General features: G+C 70.7%; 13 protein-coding genes and 3 pseudogenes. 9 read left to right on the forward strand and 7 right to left on the reverse strand.

Annotated elements, in window-relative coordinates:
• Positions 1–103 precede the first annotated feature (103 nt).
• Positions 104–2,527, forward strand: a complete 2,424-nt coding sequence (gene lon / locus ACQEV8_RS29780) for an endopeptidase La (RefSeq protein WP_432966372.1) — start codon at positions 104–106, stop codon at positions 2,525–2,527.
• Between the two features lie 176 nt (positions 2,528–2,703).
• The gene (locus ACQEV8_RS29785; RefSeq protein WP_432966374.1) at positions 2,704–3,198 is read left to right on the forward strand and encodes a MarR family winged helix-turn-helix transcriptional regulator; all 495 of its coding nucleotides are present in this window, start codon (positions 2,704–2,706) and stop codon (positions 3,196–3,198) included.
• 34 nt (positions 3,199–3,232) lie between these two features.
• On the opposite strand, the pseudogene ACQEV8_RS29790 reads toward ACQEV8_RS29785, so the two are convergent.
• Positions 3,233–4,017 (reverse strand): annotated as a pseudogene (locus tag ACQEV8_RS29790) (protein phosphatase 2C domain-containing protein).
• A 369-nt stretch (positions 4,018–4,386) separates the two neighbouring features.
• Between ACQEV8_RS29790 and ACQEV8_RS29795 the strand changes: the two are divergent.
• The 5 genes from ACQEV8_RS29795 to ACQEV8_RS29815 are packed head-to-tail and all read left to right on the forward strand — an operon-like array spanning position 4,387 to position 10,074.
• Positions 4,387–7,233, forward strand: a complete 2,847-nt coding sequence (locus tag ACQEV8_RS29795) for a sensor histidine kinase (RefSeq protein ID WP_432966376.1) — start codon at positions 4,387–4,389, stop codon at positions 7,231–7,233.
• Positions 7,230–7,751 (forward strand): roadblock/LC7 domain-containing protein, encoded by a 522-nt coding sequence (locus tag ACQEV8_RS29800; RefSeq protein WP_432966378.1) that lies wholly within the window; start codon positions 7,230–7,232, stop codon positions 7,749–7,751. Before ACQEV8_RS29795 ends, ACQEV8_RS29800 begins: the two co-directional genes overlap by 4 nt.
• The gene (locus ACQEV8_RS29805) at positions 7,748–8,170 is read left to right on the forward strand and encodes a DUF742 domain-containing protein (protein WP_184590510.1); all 423 of its coding nucleotides are present in this window, start codon (positions 7,748–7,750) and stop codon (positions 8,168–8,170) included. Before ACQEV8_RS29800 ends, ACQEV8_RS29805 begins: the two co-directional genes overlap by 4 nt.
• The gene (locus ACQEV8_RS29810; protein ID WP_432966381.1) at positions 8,151–8,798 is read left to right on the forward strand and encodes a GTP-binding protein; all 648 of its coding nucleotides are present in this window, start codon (positions 8,151–8,153) and stop codon (positions 8,796–8,798) included. Before ACQEV8_RS29805 ends, ACQEV8_RS29810 begins: the two co-directional genes overlap by 20 nt.
• Positions 8,799–8,811: 13 nt before the next feature.
• Positions 8,812–10,074 (forward strand): styrene monooxygenase/indole monooxygenase family protein, encoded by a 1,263-nt coding sequence (locus ACQEV8_RS29815; RefSeq protein ID WP_432966383.1) that lies wholly within the window; start codon positions 8,812–8,814, stop codon positions 10,072–10,074.
• A gap of 11 nt (positions 10,075–10,085) precedes the next feature.
• Here the strand turns inward: ACQEV8_RS29815 and ACQEV8_RS29820 are convergent, their stop codons facing one another.
• The 5 genes and pseudogenes from ACQEV8_RS29820 to ACQEV8_RS29840 all read right to left on the reverse strand — a co-directional run bounded on the left by ACQEV8_RS29820 (position 10,086) and on the right by ACQEV8_RS29840 (position 14,544).
• On the reverse strand, positions 10,086–11,216 hold the full coding sequence (locus tag ACQEV8_RS29820; RefSeq protein ID WP_432966385.1) for an NlpC/P60 family protein: 1,131 nt from the start codon (positions 11,214–11,216) through the stop codon (positions 10,086–10,088).
• A 106-nt stretch (positions 11,217–11,322) separates the two neighbouring features.
• On the reverse strand, positions 11,323–11,622 hold the full coding sequence (locus ACQEV8_RS29825; RefSeq protein ID WP_432966387.1) for a hypothetical protein: 300 nt from the start codon (positions 11,620–11,622) through the stop codon (positions 11,323–11,325).
• Between the two features lie 10 nt (positions 11,623–11,632).
• A pseudogene (locus tag ACQEV8_RS29830) lies at positions 11,633–12,285 on the reverse strand (TetR/AcrR family transcriptional regulator).
• A gap of 247 nt (positions 12,286–12,532) precedes the next feature.
• The gene (locus tag ACQEV8_RS29835) at positions 12,533–13,519 is read right to left on the reverse strand and encodes a hypothetical protein (RefSeq protein ID WP_432966389.1); all 987 of its coding nucleotides are present in this window, start codon (positions 13,517–13,519) and stop codon (positions 12,533–12,535) included.
• Positions 13,520–13,605: 86 nt separating this feature from the next.
• Positions 13,606–14,544 carry an AurF N-oxygenase family protein gene (locus ACQEV8_RS29840; protein WP_432966391.1) on the reverse strand — a complete coding sequence of 313 codons (939 nt, stop codon included), beginning with the start codon at positions 14,542–14,544 and terminating at the stop codon, positions 13,606–13,608.
• 122 nt (positions 14,545–14,666) lie between these two features.
• Here ACQEV8_RS29840 and ACQEV8_RS29845 point away from each other — a divergent pair, with 122 nt between their 5' ends.
• Both ACQEV8_RS29845 and ACQEV8_RS29850 read left to right on the forward strand, forming a co-directional pair.
• Positions 14,667–15,866, forward strand: coding sequence for a ferritin-like domain-containing protein (locus ACQEV8_RS29845; protein ID WP_432966393.1), 1,200 nt, complete (start codon positions 14,667–14,669; stop codon positions 15,864–15,866).
• Positions 15,863–16,395: pseudogene (locus ACQEV8_RS29850) on the forward strand (Uma2 family endonuclease). The gene ACQEV8_RS29845 and the pseudogene ACQEV8_RS29850 overlap by 4 nt, the downstream one beginning before the upstream one ends.
• Here the strand turns inward: ACQEV8_RS29850 and ACQEV8_RS29855 are convergent.
• Positions 16,392–16,748, reverse strand: coding sequence for a DUF3291 domain-containing protein (locus ACQEV8_RS29855; protein ID WP_432973090.1), 357 nt, complete (start codon positions 16,746–16,748; stop codon positions 16,392–16,394). The pseudogene ACQEV8_RS29850 and the gene ACQEV8_RS29855 overlap by 4 nt on opposite strands.
• Positions 16,749–16,768 lie beyond the last annotated feature (20 nt).

Genomic DNA, 16,768 nt, shown 5'->3' on the forward strand with positions numbered 1-16,768 from the left:
CCGCGTCCCGAGTGATCGCTCACAGCGAACGGCCTCGGGGAACATCCGGCGGCCCCCGTGCATTGAGTCGGCATAGCTCAACTTGACTGCCGAAGGGGAGATCATGGCTGCTGAGTCCAAGGCGTTCACATCGCTCACCCTGCCCGTGCTGCCGCTCGATGGCGAGGTCGTGCTGCCCGGGATGGTGGTCCCGCTCGATCTGAGTGACTCCGAGGTCCGTGCCGCGGTGGAGGCCGCTCAGGCCGCTGCCAGGTCAACGCCAGGAAAGCCCCGGGTACTCCTGGTGCCGCGGATCGACGGGACCTACGCCAACACCGGTGTCCTCGGCACCGTCGAACAGGTCGGAAGGCTCGCCGACGGCGATCCCGGTGCCCTGATCCGCGGCCGGGGCCGGGTGCGCATCGGGGCGGGGACCACGGGTCCCGGCGCTGCCCTCTGGGTCGAGGGCACCCACCTCGACGAGTCCGTGCCGGAGCCCCTGCCCGGCCAGGTCGCCGAACTGGTGAAGGAGTACAAGGCCCTCGCCACCGCCTGGCTGCGGGGGCGAGGCGCCTGGCAGGTCGTCGACCGGGTCCAGGCCATCGACGATGTCTCGGCGCTCGCAGACAACTCCGGCTACTCGCCGTTCCTGACCACCGACCAGAAGATCGAGCTGCTGGAGACCACCGACCCGGTGGCACGGCTGAAGCTCGCCGCCCAGCAGCTGCGCGACCACCTCGCCGAGCAGGACGTGGCCGAGTCCATCGCCAAGGACGTCCAGGAAGGCGTCGACAAGCAGCAGCGCGAGTTCCTGCTGCGGCGTCAGCTGGAAGCCGTCCGCAAGGAGCTGCGCGAGCTGAACGGCGAGCAGGACGGCGAGGAGTCCGACGACTACCGCACCCGCGTCGAAGCCGCCGACCTGCCGGAGAACGTCCGCGAGGCCGCGCTCAAGGAGGTCGACAAGCTGGAGCGGTCCTCCGACCAGTCGCCCGAGGGCTCCTGGATCCGCACCTGGCTCGACACGGTTCTGGAGATGCCGTGGAACGAGCGCACCGAGGACGCGTACGACATCCAGGGCGCCCAGGCCGTCCTCGACGCCGAGCACTCCGGCTTGGAGGACGTGAAGGAGCGGATCACCGAGTACCTCGCGGTGCGCAAGCGGCGTACCGACCGGGGCCTGGGCGTGGTCGGCGGGCGGCGCGGCGGTGCCGTGCTCGCGCTCGTGGGCCCGCCCGGCGTCGGCAAGACCAGCCTCGGCGAGTCCGTCGCCCACGCCATGGGCCGCAAGTTCGTGCGGGTCGCCCTCGGCGGTGTGCGCGACGAGGCCGAGATCCGCGGTCACCGGCGTACGTACGTCGGCGCGCTGCCCGGCCGTGTCGTCCGGGCCATCAAGGAGGCCGGGTCGATGAACCCGGTGGTGCTGCTCGACGAGATCGACAAGGTGGGCTCGGACTTCCGGGGCGACCCGGCCGCCGCCCTCCTCGAAGTCCTCGACCCGGCGCAGAACCACACCTTCCGGGACCACTATCTGGAGGTCGAGCTGGACCTGTCGGACGTCGTCTTCCTGGCCACCGCCAACGTGCTGGAGGCCATCCCGGAGGCGCTGGCCGACCGGATGGAGATCGTCCGCCTGGACGGCTACACCGAGGACGAGAAGGTCGTCATCGCCCGCGACCACCTGCTGCCGCGCCAGCTGGAGCGGGCCGGGCTCGCCGAGGACGAGGTCACCGTCGACGAGGGCGCGCTGCGCAAGCTCGCCGGTGAGTACACGCGCGAAGCGGGTGTCCGCAATCTGGAGCGGTCCGTCGCGCGGCTGCTGCGCAAGGTCGCGGCCCAGCACGAACTGGGCGAGCGGAAGCTGCCGTACACCGTCACGGACGGGGATCTGCGCGCACTGATCGGCCGGCCGCACCATGTTCCCGAGTCCGCGCAGGAGCCGGCTGAGCGGCGGACGTCGGTGCCGGGCGTGGCGACCGGGCTCGCGGTGACGGGAGCGGGCGGTGACGTGCTGTACGTGGAGGCGTCGCTGGCCGACCCGGAGACGGGCGCGGCCGGGCTCACCCTGACCGGCCAGCTGGGCGACGTGATGAAGGAGTCCGCCCAGATCGCGCTGAGCTTCCTGCGCTCCCGCGGTGCCGAACTCGAACTGCCGGTGGGCGATCTGAAGGACCGGGGCGTGCACATCCACTTCCCGGCGGGCGCGGTCCCCAAGGACGGCCCCAGCGCCGGCATCACGATGACCACGGCCCTCGCGTCCCTGCTGTCCGGCCGGCTGGTCCGCACGGACGTGGCGATGACCGGCGAGGTCTCGCTGACCGGGCGGGTCCTGCCGATCGGCGGCGTGAAGCAGAAGCTGCTGGCCGCCCATCGCGCCGGGGTCACCACCGTGATCATCCCCAAGCGCAACGAACCCGACCTGGACGACGTCCCGGCCGAGGTGCTGGACGGGCTCGACGTCCATGCCGTGACCGACGTCCGCCAGGTCCTGGAGCTGGCGCTCGCGCCCGCGACCGCGAGTGCGGCGCCGGAGGTTCCGGTCGCGGCGTGACGGGCGTGACCGGATCAGGGGAAGGCCCGGGTTCCCGTGAGGGAGGCCCGGGCCTTCACCGTGTGGTGGCCCTGTGTACAGGCGGGCCGTGACCTGCGGAATACTTGCCGAACTGCGGCGATGACGGCAGGTGACGGAAAATCTCAGTACGGGGCGATACCGAGGCAGGGGCTGACGTGCAGGACAACGGGAACGGCGACGGACCGGGAGGCGAATCCGCCCTGGCCGCGAGCGGTGTGGACCAGCCCGCCTTCCTCGCCCTGGAGCGTGAGCTGACCGTGCTGCTGCGGCGTGCTCGGGCCAACCAGGGCGAGATGGCCCGCGAGGTGCACCCCGACCTGGAGTCGTCCGCGTACGGGCTCCTCGTCCGGCTCGACGAGTACGGCAAGCAGCGGGCGACCGAGCTCGCCGCCTACATCGGCGTCGGCAAGGCCACGATGTCCCGCCAGCTGCGGGCCCTGGAGGAACTCGGGCTGGTCGCGCGCGAGCCCGACCCCGCCGACGGCCGCGCCTGGCTCGTCGCCCTCACCCAGGAGGGCCACGACCGCGTCCGCCGGGTGCGGGAGGCCCGCCGCGCCCGCTACGCCGGCCGCCTGGCCGACTGGGACACCCACGAGGTCACGGAACTGGCCCGGCTGCTGCGCCAGCTCAACCGCGGTATGGAGAAGTAACCCCGGCGCCGACGCCCGTCGGGATGCCGAGCGGCTAGAACTCGACGTACACGACCGTCGCGTCGTCATGTGTCTTGCTCCGGCCCAGGAACGTCCTGGCGGTGTCCCCCGCTCCAGCGCCCGAACGCGGTCCACCAGTGCCTGCGGGCCCTCCTTGCGCACCAGCTGGAAGCAGTCCGTCCAGTCGCCCTCCTCGAACCTCTCCACCCAGCGGGTGGCGCCGTCCGTCAGTGCGGTCAGGGCGCGTACCTCACCGCGGGGCACGGTTCCGGTCACCGCCCGCCGGGCCACCGAGGGGTCGGCGGCCGCGGTGAAGAAGCCGCCCTCCTTGTTGCGGACCGTCGAGTCCACCAGCGCGTCCGTGGCCAGGGCCGAGCGGGGGAGGAGGGAGAGGCGGTCGTCGAGGACGGGCGTCACCACGCCGTCGGGGGACTCCAGGAGGAGGGCGGAGTCCGAGAGCACCAGGTACTCCACCGTGGCCGGGGTCCAGCGGGCCACGACCACCGTGGCCTGTGGTGTCCGGGGGTGAGAAAGGTCACAGGTTGCGGCGTGCGCCTCGGAGGTACGCGCGATGGCGCGGGACAAGGCGTCGACCAGGGGAGCATCCGGGAGTGAAACGGTCAGTTCGGTCAGAGCTCCGCCGAGGCGTGCGGTGAACCAGGGGACGGAATGCAGACACCCCGTCCCGTCCCTCGGCGGGGTGACACCGTCCAGGACGACGACCGAACCACCCTGTCCGGAGGCCGGTAGTCCGACGCCGGCGAAGTCCTCGTTGGGGCGGTCGGCGTCTCCCGGCTCCGAGGCGAGTTCAGTGCGCATCCAGCCAGTCTGCACGAGCCCTTCACAAGGGTTGCAAAAGGCTGGCAATGATTGCGGGATCGGTGCGGTAACGCAGGTCAGACGCCTGTTTTGGGATGGAATGCTTTGTTCCGGGAAGGCGTGGTGGCGAATATTGCCACCGCCCGCCGTCGACGTCCAACCGGCGTGCCACGCAAGGCCGCTGCAAGGGCCAGCGGAACTTGCCCCTCAACTCTCGTCCGGGGTTCACTCCTTCGGGTGGCGGGTCAGGTGATGCGCGTGCGCTGCCCACTGGCGCTGGGAGGGTCGGGAAGCGTACCGGGAGTACGCGCCAGTTGACGGAACGTCACCCGGGCCCATGGGTTCACGAGTTCAGGAATGCGAGCACCGGTGCAGAAGACGCGGCCTCGTCGTACAGGCAAGCAGACGGCCCCCGCTCAGGGCACTGAGCCGACGCCCCCCACCGGCAAGGGCCGCCCCACGCACGTACGCAACCGGCTCATCGTCGCCGTGGCCGTGGTCGCCGCGGCCATCGCCGGTGCCGGCACCCCCTCCGTCCTGGCCGCCTCCGGGGAACTCCACGACACCCAGGAACTGGTGACGCTCGCCGAGCAGACGCAGGACGCCCTCGGGCTCGCGCACTCCCTCGCCGACGAGCGGGACGACGTCACCTCCTACATAGCGGCCGGCCGCCCCAAGACCAAGGCCCCCTCCGAGCAGCGCAGCGCCCGGGTGGACCGCCAGGTCGAGGAGTTGCGGGCCGACACCGACACGCCCACCTCGCTCCGCTCGGACCTCGACGACATCGCGGCCGTCCGCCGGGCCGCGCTCACCGGCAAGAGCAGCGCGCTCGAAGCGCACCAGGCGTACTCCACCTCCATCACCCAACTCCACCGGCTCGCGGAGCAGCTGGCGCAGCAGACGCCGCCCCGCGCGGGCGCCGGCGCCTACGCCCGGGCCGAGCTGGACTCCGCCGTCCAGCAGGCCGCCGCGGCCCGCGGGCTGCTGCTCGCCGCCCTCAGCGTGCCGCGCGGCGAGACGGTCACCGACCCCGTCACGGGCCTGCCGACCGAGACCTCCTCCGACGCCGGCACCCGGCAGCGCGACGCCCTGAGCGCCGCCGCCCAGCAGGCCCGGCTCCGCTCCGACGCGGCGCTCGCCGACTTCCGCGACACCGCGCCCAAGGCGTCCCGCACCTCGTTCGACTCCACGGTGACCGGCACCGAGGTCAACTCCGCCGAGAAGTACCTCGCCGCCCTCACCGACCAGCCGACGCTGGCGGGAGACGAGCGCTCCGTCGACACGAAGCGGCTGGACGCGGCCCTCTCGGCCCGGGTCGACCTGATGCGCGGCGTGGAGTCCGCCCTCTACGACCGGAACACCAAGGATCTCGAGGCGCTGCGCGACGACGACGACGTCACCGCGCTGGAGATCCGCATCGCCGTCCTCGGCGCCCTCATGCTGCTCGCCGTCGGCGTCGCCACGGGCATGGCCCGCAGCCTCACCCGGCCCCTGGCGGTCCTGCGGCTGGGCTCGAAGCGCCTCGCCGAAGCCGAGGACCCGGCGGCCGAGGAGCCGGTGAAGTTCACCGGCCGCAACGACGAGTTCGCCCAGGTCGTCCGTTCCGTCAACGCCCTGCACGCGCACGCGGCCGCTCTGACCGAGCGGATCACCACGCTGGAGTCCGACCGCAAGCACCTCGTCGGCCAGCGTCAGAAGATGGCCGACGCACGCGAGGAACTGCGCGGCGAACTCGCCGAGTCCGTCGCCCAGCTGGAGCGGGTGCGTACGGCCATCGGCGGTACGTTCGTCAACCTCGCGCTGCGCACCCTCGGACTGGTCGAGCGGCAACTGGCGGTCATCGAGAACCTGGAGGAGCGCGAGCAGGACCCGGACCGGCTCGCCACCTTGTTCAAGCTCGACCACTTCGCGACGGTCATGCGCCGGCACAGCGAGAACCTCCTGGTCCTCGCCGGTACCGAGCACGTCCAGCACGCCGCCGGGCCCGTGCCGCTCGTGGACGTCGTGCGTGCCGCGGTGAGCGAGATCGAGCGGTACGAGCGGGTCCGTATCGCCGCGCTGCCGCCGCACGCGCACATAGCCGGGTTCGCCGCGGACGACCTCTCCCACCTGCTGGCCGAACTCATGGAGAACGCCACCTCGTTCTCCCCGCCCGACCTGCCCGTCGAGGTCTCCGGCTGGCTGCTGGAGAGCGGCGAGGTCATGCTCTCCGTCCAGGACGAGGGCATCGGCATGACCGAGGACCGGCTGGAGCGCCTGAACTCCCGCCTCGCCGACTTCGACCCGGAGGCGCCCTACGACCAGGAGGGCGAGGACGGCCTGGGCCTCGGCCTGTACGTCGTGGCCCGCCTCGCCCACCGTCACGGTGTGCGCGTGCAGTTGCGCGAGCAGAAGCAGGGCGGTGTCGCGGCGGTCGTCGTCCTGTCCCGCAGCCTCTTCGCTGCCGCCCCGCACACGGCCGTCCCGTCCTCCGGCCCGCTCTCCGGCACGACCCACACCGTCTCCTTCCCGGGCGCCGACGCCGAGGCCAACTCCAACGTCCTGCACGGCCGCGCCGGCGGCGGGGACCCCTTGGTGGCACTGGCGGAGAAGGCGGTACGGCGGGACGAGGCGGCGGAGGCCGCCGAGCATCCGGAGCCGGTGGAGCCCGAGGCATTGGCGGAGCCCGAGGCATTGGCGGAGCCCGAGGCATTGGCGGAGCCCGAGGCTCCGGTGGAGGCCGAGGTGCCGGTGGTACCGGTGGAGACTCCTGCCGAGACCACGATGGAGCTGCTGGCTCCGATACCGCAGGGGGAACCGGAGCCGACGCAGCACGAGCCCGCGGCCGCCGACGGCGAACCAGCCCCGCAGGGGCCACCCGCACCCGACGACGAAACCCGCACGGGGGGTGCGGGTGGGAACGAACACGCCGAAGGCGAAGCCGAGGCGGAGGCCGACGTCGAACACGAACGCGTCACCGACAAGGGCCTCCCCAAGCGCACTCCCAAGATCACCGCCCAGGCCCAGGCCCCGCGCCAGCGGACCGGCTCCGTCGACGCCGCGGCCCTCCGCCGCCGTCTCGGCGGCTTCCGCCAGGGCGCCCAGGCCGGCTACCGCGAGGTGGAGGCGGAGATCGCCGAGCAGACGGCCTCGCACAAGCGGCCGGCCACCGGCACATCAGGACCAGCTGTATCCGAAGAAGCCACGGGGGGCACAGCCGAGGAGGCAAGCAGTTGACCGCTCCCAGTACCTTCGGACTGATCGGGCTGAGCAGTGAGGCCCGCAACCTGCACTGGCTGCTGACCAACCTCGTCGAGGAGGTACCCGGCATCCTCTCGGTCGCGGTCGTCTCCTCCGACGGACTGCTCCTGCTCTCCTCCGACGACCACCGCAACAAGCAGGCCCGGGAAGCCCTGCAGGCGCGTTCCACCAAGCGGAGCCCGCGCGGCTCCGCCGCCGACCTGGCCACCATCGTCTCCGGCATCGGCAGCCTCACCGTGGGCGCCGCCAAGCTGATGGACTTCGGCGGGGTCAGGCACACCATGGTCGCGATGGACGAGGGCAGCCTGTTCGTGATGTCGATCAGCGACGGCTCGCTGCTCGGCGTCCACGGCTCCGCGGAGTGCGACATGAGCGTGGTGGCGTACCACATGGCCCTGTTCGTCGGCCGCGCCGGCCATGTCCTGACGCCCGAACTCCGCAGCGAGCTCCGTAGTTCCCTGGAGCGGTCCCAGACGACGGGGAGTGCCCGATGAGCAGTACGCCGAAGCATCACCTCCCGGTCCGCGGCGGTGACCGCAAACCCGCCCGGGTCCGCCCCTACTCGCTCACCGGCGGCCGCACCCGGTTCGGCCACGTCCTCCTGGTGGAGACGTTCGTGGCGAGCACGGCCGCGCTGGAGGCCCCGGAGGAGCGGCGGGAACTGACCAACGGTTCCCTCTCCACCCGCGTGATGCCGGAGCTCCAGGCCATCGTCGAACTCTGCCGCCGGATGCGTACGGTGGCCGAGATCGCCGCGCTGCTGAAGATGCCGCTCGGCGTGGTCCGCGTGCTCCTCAGCGACCTCGCGGACCAGGGAAAGATTCGTGTGTACGGAACGGGAACCGGCCACGGCACGGGCCGCCCGGACCGAGCTCTGCTGGAAAGGGTGCTGAGTGGACTCCGTCGTCTCTGACGCCGCTCACGGCGTCTCCGCAACATCCCCGTTCGTCCAGCCCGACGCGAGCATGCACGCCTGGGAGACGGACCGCACCCGCGCACCCATCGCCACGAAGATCGTGGTGGCGGGCGGCTTCGGCGTGGGCAAGACCACCCTGGTCACCGCCGTCTCGGAGATCACGCCCCTGCAGACCGAGGCGCTGATGACCGAGGCGAGCGAGGCCACCGACGATCTCACCGACACACCGGGCAAGACCACCACCACCGTGGCCATGGACTTCGGGCGTCTCACGCTCGACGACGATCTGGTGCTCTACCTGTTCGGCACGCCGGGCCAGCAGCGGTTCTGGTTCATGTGGGACGACATCGTGCGCGGCGCGATCGGCGCGGTCGTCCTGGCCGACACCCGCCGGCTGAAGGACTGCTTCCCGGTACTGGACTACTTCGAGAGCTCCGGACTGCCGTACGTGGTCGCGGTCAACCACTTCGACGACAGCGAGCTGTTCGAGCCGGAGGATGTGCGGGAGGCCTTGACCGTCCCGCGACACATACCTGTCATGATCATGGACGCGCGTCGCCGGATCTCCGTGATCGAGACCCTCCTGGCCCTGGTGGGCCACGCGCTCGACGAAACCCCCGAGTAGAGGACAGCCCCGCATGCGGAAGATACTCGTCGTCGGAGCCGGTCAGTCCGGGCTCCAGATCGCTCTCGGCCTCCAGTCGCAGGGGTACGAGGTCACCCTGATGTCCAACCGGACGGCGGACGAGATCCGTACCGGCCGGGTCATGTCGACGCAGTGCATGTTCCACACGGCACTGCAGCACGAGCGTGATCTCCAGCTGAACTTCTGGGAGTCCCAGGCCCCGAAGATCGAAGGACTCGGCGTCTCGGTCGCCGCCCCCGGCTCCTGGGCCGAGGGTCCCGCGGCGCGTGCCATCGACTGGCTGGGCAGGCTCGACGGGTACGCGCAGTCGGTCGACCAGCGCGTGAAGATGGCCGGCTGGATGGAGACGTTCGCGCAGCGCGGCGGGCAGCTCGTCATCCACGGCGCGGCCGTCGGCGACCTGGACTACTTCTCCCGCACGTACGACCTGGTGCTGGTCGCGGCCGGCAAGGGCGAGCTCGTGCAGATGTTCGGCCGGGACGCGGAGCGGTCCCCCTACAGCGAGCCGCAGCGCGCGCTGGCCGTGTCGTACGTCCACGGTCTGGGCCCGCGCCCCGAGCACCCGGACACCGAAGGGGTCCGCTGCAACCTGGTGCCGGGCGTCGGCGAACTGTTCGTCATGCCCACCCTGACCACCTCCGGCCGCGCCGACATCCTGTTCTGGGAGGGCATACCCGGCGGCCCGCTCGACGCCTTCAGCGGCGTCAAGGACCCGGCGGAGCACCTCTCCCTGACCCTGGAACTCATGGAGCGGTACGTCCCCTGGGAGTACGCGCGGGCCACCAAGGTCGAGCTGACCGACGCGGGAGGCGCGCTGGCCGGCCGCTACGCCCCGACCGTCCGCAACCCCATCGGCCGCCTCCCCGGCGGCGGGCTCGTGCTGGGTGTGGCGGACGTCGTCGTCGCGAACGACCCGATCACCGGGCAGGGCTCCAACTCGGCGTCCAAGTGCGCCGCGGCGTACCTCTCCGCGATCGTCGAGCACGGTGACAAGCCGTTCGACGAGGAGTGGATGCGGTCGGCCTTCGACCGTTACTGGGCTACCGCCCAGCACGTCACCAAGTGGACCAATGCGATGCTCGCGCCGCCGCCGGAGCACATCCTGAACCTGATCGGCGCCGCCGGTGAGCTCCAGCCGGCCGCCGACCGCTTCGCCAACGGCTTCAACGACCCGGCCGACTTCGAGAACTTCTTCTACGACCCGGAGAAGACGGGGGCCTACCTGGCCGAGGTGTCGGGCGCGGGCGCGGCGTAGGGCCGGCGCTTTCAGCGGTCGTACCCTTCGTCCGACCCGTCCGTGGCGCCCCTGGGGAGCTTCGGCGGCGCGTACCGCCGCAGGGGCTTCCCGGACGGGTCCGGGCGTACGGCGCCCAGGAGCGGGTTGGCCGCGATCGGTGACACCTTCACCTTCGCGCCCGGCCGCGGTGCCTGTACGACCATGCCGTCGCCGAGGTACAGCGCCACATGCGTGGCCTCGGGGAAGTACACGACCAGGTCCCCCGGGCGCAGCTCGGCGAGCGGAATCCGCTTCAGCCGCTTCCACTGCTCCTGGCTGGTCCGGGGGATGGGTGCCCCGGCCTCCGCCCAGGCCTGCGAGGTCAGGCCCGAGCAGTCGTACGACTTCGGGCCCTCCGCACCCCACTCGTACGGTTTGCCGAGCTGCCCCACGACGTAGCGCACGGCCCGGTCGCCCTCGGCCGACGGCGGGCGGGCGCTGCTGAGCGCGCCGGACGCCATGAACTTCTTCTGGGCCTTCGTGATCCCGTTCCTCTCGAACTCGGAGAGGGCGGCGAGCTGGTCGCGGCTGAGGGAGGCGAGCAGTTCCTCGACGTCGTGCAGGCGTTTGACGACCTGGTCCCGTTCCTTCTTCCGGCGATCGGTCAGAGTGAGCTGTGCGTCGAGGGCCTTGCGGGCCTTGCGGGCCAGTTCGTCGGCCTTCCGCTCGTCGCCGGTCAGGCGGTTGATGGTGTCGGCCCGTTCCCGTGCGATCCGGCCGATCACATGGCCCTGCTCGATCGCGTGCTGGGGGTCGCGGGCCAGGAGCAGTTGTACGTACGGAGAGATGTCGGTGCTGGTCTGGTACTGCTGCCGGGCCAGGCGGCCGACCTCGCCCCGGCTGTCGTGCAGGGAGAGCCGGGCGTGGGCGAGGGCGCGGTTCAGACGGCCGGTCTCGGCGCGCTGCTTCTTCAGCCTCTCCTCGGTGGCGTTGTAGGCCTCGGTGGCCTGTTCTGCCTTGCGGTAGAGGGTCTGAAGGTCCGTCAGGAGGTAAGCGAGGGTAGCCGGGGGTGGTCCGGGGTCGGGTTTCGGGGCCGCCGTGGTGGGGGCGGGAACGGGGGCGAGGACGGTCGCTGCTGCCACCGCCGCCGTACAGGCCAGACGCAGAAGGATTCCTGACATGCCATCACCTCCGATGCGGGGGCGGCCTTCGGCCACCGGACATCGTGAGGATGAGGGGTGTGGGGGTGGTGTGTGCGGTAAGCCTGCGCGGTTCGGCGCAACAGGGTCACCCGTCGGCGTCGTCCCGCTTGCCGGGCGGCGTGGCGTGTGGCTTCGACCACGGCCATGTGAGCCGCCGGGGCGGAACGCCCTCCGGGGCGTACGCGTACTTCCAGCGGTTGGTCAGGCCGACCCTGCCCGGTCCGCGGGGGACACGGCGGTAGACGAGCACGGTGGGCGCCCCGCCGGCCGGGTCCGGGACGGGGATGCGGTACGTCTTGGGCGGGTGGCCGGTGATGCCGAGCAGGACCGGCAGGACCCTGCCGTCCATGGGGCCGCCCTCGAAGGGGGTGTCTTCGCTCTTCACCAGATCAGTGTCAGACATCCTCGGCGAGGGCCTGGACCAGGGCGTCGGTCTGCGGGTCCCAGCGGGCGGTCACCGACAGCATGGCCACGAACTGCTCGACCAGCCAGTCGCGGAGGTCCTCGGCGGGGGCTGCTTGTCCTCGTCGAGCCAGATGAGGCTCGAGGCCTCCACGGCCGTGATCCACATGCGGATGGTCATGCGCAGGCGGGGGCCGGGGGTGGTGACCTCCAGGTGGCTGACGATGTGCTCGGCGGCGGCGCGGCGTACGCCGTCGACGATGGCGGTGGTCCGTGAGGTCTCCACGACGCTGCCACCCTGGAGGAGGGCGCTGAAACCGGCGTCGTGCTGGTCGACGAAGGTGAGGTAGCGGTCGAGGGCGCGGGACAGGCGGGAGAGGAGGGGGCCCTCACGGGGTTCGTCGAAGCAGGTCCGGAGCTCGTCGGCAGCGGAGCGGAGGGCGGCCTCGTAGAGCTGCTGCTTGCCGCCCGGGAAGTACCGGTACACCAGGGGGCGCGACACCCCCGCTGCCTCCGCCACGTCGTCCAGGGAGACGTCCTCCGGGGCGCGGTGCGCGAAGAGCGACAGCGCGGAGGTGAGCAGCTGGCTGCGGCGTTCCTCGACGCTGAGTCGCCGGTAGGCGGGGGTGGGGGCGGCTGGTGTCATGAGTCGCAGCGTAGCCGGGGGTGGGGGGCGGGGTGCCTGCGGCGGCCTGTGCGGCTTCGGTGGGGGTGTGCGTTGCGCCGTCTCGCCGGGTGGTGGGTCGGGGCCGCGCCGGGGGGTGCCCGTCGTCGGAACGTCGCGATGGGGCTGTGTGCCGACTGACTGTCCGTTGACGCGACAACCGCTGCGGGCGGCCCCCCCGACACGTCCCCTTCCGTGAGCCGGCGGGTGCGGGTGGTTGCTTCCCCCGCTAACGCGCGTCCACGTGCTGGAAGTCGACGTTGGTGAGGCGGGCGGCCTTCGGGGTCAACTCGGCCAGGCCCTGGCCCTCGAAGGTGTCGGTGATCAGGGGGCCGCTGGTGGCGCCCAGGGCGGACTGCTCGTCGTTGGGGACGAGGTCCGCGATGGAGCGGTAGGACTCCTTCAGCAGGGTTTCCTGCTTGTGGGCGAGCGGGAGGAGGGCGAGGACGCCGCCGTCGGCTGTCCGCAGGGCGTAGACGCTCGGGTCGGCGGGGGCCTTGGCGAAGAACTTCTCGGTGGCCTTGCCCTCGGCCGCGCCCTCGGTGCTGCTGCGCCGATAGGTCTTCTTGGCGTTCTCGACGGGTGCGGTGGAGGTCAGGGCCTTGCCCTTCTTCTTGCCGCCGGTCTCGAGGTAGTCCGCGTAGGCGGCGCGTATGTCGGTGGGGGCCAGTTCGCCGATCTTGGTGCCGGGGTCGACGGCCTCGGCGAGCCCGTCCTTGTCGAGGGCCGGCTTGGGGATGTCCGTTGCGGCGGTCCAGAGGGAGAGCACCATCTTGTAGGTTCCGTCCACCTTGTCGAACACCAGGAGGACTCTTTCGTCGTCGTTCCCGCTGGACTTGGCCTGGACGGCGAACCAGTCGCCCGAGCCCTTCTTCGGGATCACGTAGGTGCGGTCCTCGTAGGAGAAGGGCTCGGTGTAGGACTTCTGGTCCTTCTTCGGCCAGGTGTCGAAGAGGGTGTAGACAGCCTTGTCCATCGCGTAGACCTGGCCGGCCTCGACCGTTGCGAGGAGCTTCTCGTCCTGGGTCGCGTTCGCCTTGTTGTTGACCTTTTCGTAGTGGTCGGCGACCTTCTTGGCGGTCGCCTCGCTGACCACGCCCTGTGGGGCGGGCGCCTTGTCGGTGTCGGCGGACTCGCTGCCGCAGGCGGTCAGGGCGAGGGCGGCGGTGGCGCCGGCTGCGGCGATCCGCAGGGGGCGGGGGACGTGGGGGGACATGCCGGGTGATCTCCTTTGTGGCCACTGACAGTGACGGGGTCACAGAGGACAGTAGCCACCCGGCATGGACATGACCCAGGCGGGGTCTACGCCAGCAGACCCGAGGACCTCCAGAGCCGGCGGCCCACCCCGCGCAGCACCCCGATGTCGTCGAGGAAGTCCGTCAGCCGCTTCGAGCCGTTCTGCATGACCTCCCGGCGATGGCCGCTGGCCTTGACCTGGGCGAGGGCCTCGCGCTTGTCCAGGCCGACGTTCGTGTAGACGTCGGGGTTCACGAACGCCACCGAGAAGACCCGGGCGAACTCGCCGGAGGTGACCCGCGTGAACTCCTGGGACCACTTCGGGGCCGTCACCATCTGGCGGCGGAGTTCCTCGCGGGCGTAGCGCACGTGGCGGGCCTCCTCCACGACGTGGATGCGGGTGACGCCCCGGACCAGGGTCTGGACGCGTTCGTCCGGGAACGTCAGGCGCTGCATCCAGTCGAGGACCTCCTCGCCGAGGAGGGTGGCGGTGAAGGAACCGGGGGTGGTGGAGATGGTCTTGAAGAGGCGGCCCAGGTGCTGGTGGGCGCGGCTGACCGGGTACCAGGGCGTGTCGCCGTGGGAGATCAGCCGGGCGAACATCTTGGAGTGGCGGCACTCGTCCTCGATCTCGGTGAGGGCGTAGCGGACGTGTGCGCTGGTCGCGGCCTTGTCGTAGATGTGGCGGACGAGGAGCTGCATGAGGATGATCTCGAACCAGATGCCCAGGGAGGCGAGGGCCGCCGCCTCGTGCTGGGAGAGCAGGATGCGCTGCTCCTCGCTCATGCGCTTCCAGAGCGGGGTGTCGTAGAGAGAGACCAGCTCCGGGGGCCAGAACCACTTGCCCTCCTCGAAGGGCGCGTCCCAGTCGAGTTCCTTGTCCGGGTCGAAGGAGTGCTTGGCGGAGGAGTCGAGCAGCCGCTGGGCCACCTGCTCCCGGTCCTTGAGCAGGCCGAGGGCGTCGCGCAGGCCGTCGAGCGCGTCGGCTTCCGTCAGGGTCGTCATGGCTGCCCACCTCGTTGTGCACACGTCACTGTTCCCCTTATGAGACTGCGCGTCAGCAAGGTCGTCAATCCCCTGTGCGCGATTTGTTGACGCCGCGTCTACCACGTAGGAACCTGCGGGGCATGCCGACCTTCGACCTGTACGCCGAGGAACCGGAAGAGTCCGTGTGGCAGGTGCCGGCGACCGGCGCGGCCCGTTTCAACTGGGAATATGACGACGGCCGTGACCGGCTCCTGGCCCTCTATCAGAAGGGCAAGGACAAGCAGTGGGACGGACAGAAGCGGATCGACTGGGAGCTGGAGGTGGATCCGTACGATCCGCTGGGGACCCCCGACGAGGCGATGTCCCTCTACGGGACCAGGCACTGGGCGAAGCTGACGGAGAAGGACAAGGGCGAGCTGCGCCTGCACTACGCCTCCTGGCAGTTCAGCCAGTTCCTGCACGGTGAGCAGGGCGCGATGATCTGCGCCGCGCGGATCGTCGAGTCCGTCCCTGACCTGGACGCGAAGTTCTACTCGGCGACCCAGACCATGGACGAGGCCCGGCACGCCGAGATCTACGGCCGGTTCCTGCACGAGAAGGTCGGGCTGCTGTACCCGATCAACGACAACCTCCAGTCCCTGCTGGGCGACACGCTGCGCGACTCGCGCTGGGACATGCCGTACCTGGGCATGCAGGTGCTGATCGAGGGCCTCGCGCTGGCCGCCTTCGGCATGATCAGGGACACGACGGACAAGCCGCTGCCGAAGCAGATCCTCGCGTACGTCATGCAGGACGAGGCCCGGCACGTGGCCTTCGGGCGGATGGCGCTCAGGGACTACTACAGGCAGCTCACCGACGCCGAGCTCCGTGAGCGCGAGGAGTTCGTCATCGAGGGCTGCTACCTCATGCGCGACCGGCTGCGGGGCGTGGAGGTACTGGAGAACTTCGGCATCCCGAAGGCGGAGGCCGAGGCCTGCAGCGAGCAGTCCGAGTTCCTCGCCCTGTTCCGCAAGCTCCTCTTCAGCCGCATCGTCCCCTGCGTCAAGGACATCGGCCTGTGGGGCGAACGCCTCCAGCAGGCCTACGTCGACATGGGCGTCCTGGAGATGGGTGACTCCAGCCTCGACCTGCTGATGTCCCAGGACGAGGAGATCGCCGAGAAGCTCGACGCGGAGCGGTTCGCGGTGGAGGAGCGGGAGCGGGTGGCGGAGGTGGAGGGGGCGATCGAAGCCGGTCTCAACGGCTCGACGGCTGATCACTCGTTCGACGGGCGAATCGGCATATTCCGCTGGGTACGCTGGCTGTGCCAGGCGGACTCCGGCACATGGGAGCGATCATGAGCGCCGCACGTGACCACGGGCTGGACGACGACTACGAGTGGCCTCGTCCGCCCGAGGGCGGCTGGACGGCGGACCACCTCGACGAGCTTCCCGACCTGCCTCCGCACACGGAGCTGATCGACGGGACTCTTGTCTTCATGAGTCCACAGACCGAGTTCCACATGCGCGTCCTGCGTCTGCTGGAGCACCGCCTGCTGGATCAGGTCCCGGACGACTGGGATGTCTTCCGGGAGTTCACCGTCAAGCTCAGCGAGCGGGATCGACCTGAGCCCGACGTGATGGTGATCAGGGCCGACGCGGACCGAGGTCCCCGGAAGACCGCTACCTGAAGCCCCGGAAGTACGCCGAGGCCGGCATCCGCCACTATTGGCGGGTCGAGGAGATCGGTGGCCTTCCCGTTGTCTACGTCTACGAGCTCGACCCGGCGACCAGGGCGTACGTCCCCAACGGCATCTTCCACGACAAGCTCGAACTCACCGTCCCGTTCCCCCTCGAGATCGACCTCACCGCCATCGACCGCCGCCGCTAGACCGAGCAGCCCAGCCCTTCCGGGGGCGGGTACGACGTGCGCAGGGTGAAGGCGTACGGGGCCGGGCCGTGGGTGCGGAGGTGGAGGAGGCGGGATTCGGCCTCGGCCACGGTCAGGCGGTGGCCCGCCGGGACCCACCACATCGCCACCATCGCCTCCTGGACCCGCTCGAACCTCCCCCACTGCCCTGACGGCGTGGGGGCCCCACGCCGACGGGCCGGCATCTCCCGGTGCCTGCCCTTCAGAGCGTCCACGAAGTCCTTCAACTGCGGTGAATCCAGCAAAGCCTTGAGGCGGGCGAGGTTGACCTGGGCGAGTCGAAGGCGGCGGCAGCAGTCATGACCGAGCGGCAGGTCGGCGGCCTGTTCTCGCG

The sequence above is a fragment of the Streptomyces sp. CA-179760 genome (genome assembly GCF_050937045.1).
Classification (GTDB): Bacteria; Actinomycetota; Actinomycetes; order Streptomycetales; family Streptomycetaceae; genus Streptomyces.